Source organism: Brevibacillus invocatus, from assembly GCF_003710915.1.
GTDB classification, from domain to species: domain Bacteria; phylum Bacillota; class Bacilli; order Brevibacillales; family Brevibacillaceae; genus Brevibacillus; species Brevibacillus invocatus.
Genome location: NZ_RHHR01000117.1, coordinates 1 through 1,260 on the forward strand (window position 1 = coordinate 1; position 1,260 = coordinate 1,260).

Genomic DNA, 1,260 nt, shown 5'->3' on the forward strand with positions numbered 1-1,260 from the left:
AGATTTCATTCAGAATACTTCAACAAATCACAAACGCATTTTTTATGCAACGCTAGTGATAATTCTTACTATGTTCCATAGTGAGCATTTTTCGTTAACTAGAGCTTTTGAAACAGAAGGAATTTCAAATATAAAAAGGGACTATACCCAGAAATGGAGAAGTTTTTCGATTGTCAAGCCAATTTCCAAGGAATGGAGGTTGTCACTTTGAATGTTCTCCAAGGATGTTGTAGAAAAACGTTTGAAATCAAGGAATCAAAACGGATGCTAATGGGATTCAAATTGATGTATTGCGTCGTTGACAGCGATAACTTGAAGTTCCATTACTCCGAGCTACAGGTAAAGTGAATTTTTCGATAGCATGGCGGCGTGTTGGCATCATCTTTTGTATGGTTGTGAGAGTAGATATGCTAAGGATGATTTTCGACGATATTATAGCTAAAATGGACGAGCAAATTAGAATAAAGAGAAGCAACCCTGTATTTAAAGTCTATTATGGGGGTGATAACATGTGTGTCTCGGGTATTCAGATTAACTACTCATGATTATTTGAGTGCCATTGTACTACTCACATCTACCCTTTTTGTCACATCCAAAAAAACTAAAAGCAGCTTGAAAAATTTATAACCACTTAAGTTTTTTACGGTCCCATTTTTGGAAATTTGCAAATAAATATCTGACAGTACAATTCGATCATGCTGACTTTTATAACAAAAATGAATGATGAAATATTCATATCTAAGGGGAAAAATAGGTAGATCAGAGATGGAAAAGGAGTTACGAGAAACGCAGATACAAGGGAGGTAATGAAAAATGGACAAACAAGAATTGAGAAGTGGTATTGAGGCAAAAAGGATTAAGAGAAAGGTGTATATATTATTAACAGGATTTACAGTAATATTATTCGGTGTTTTAGGTTATGGGGTTTACTGGATGTTCTTTGATATAAATAGGCTACCCAAGAGTTTAATGATTGAGGAAAAAATCTCTCCAAATGGTTTTTATACTGTTAAAGCATATTTATCAGATTCCGGGGCAACAACATCTTATTCAGTGGTTGCGGAATTAATTTTCAACAAGGAACACAATAGAACTAAGAATATTTACTTTAAAAATAATCAACATTCTGTAGAGATTCGTTGGGTAGATAATAATACTGTTGTTATTAACGGAGTAGAACTAGTAGTACCGAATGACGTATATGATTACAGATGGGAATAAATTCATACTCTTTATTAGATAATTGAATCAATTTCATAA

The 1,260-nt window shown here is 33.3% G+C and carries 2 protein-coding genes; both read left to right on the forward strand.

Going from position 1 to position 1,260, the window contains the following annotated elements; all coding sequences use genetic code 11:
* The coding region (locus tag EDM52_RS25040) for a hypothetical protein (protein WP_221175579.1) at positions 1–211 on the forward strand (211 nt) is incomplete at its 5' end.
* Between the two features lie 602 nt (positions 212–813).
* The gene (locus EDM52_RS24310; RefSeq protein WP_122911449.1) at positions 814–1,221 is read left to right on the forward strand and encodes a DUF5412 family protein; all 408 of its coding nucleotides are present in this window, start codon (positions 814–816) and stop codon (positions 1,219–1,221) included.
* The last annotated feature ends 39 nt before the right edge of the window (positions 1,222–1,260 follow it).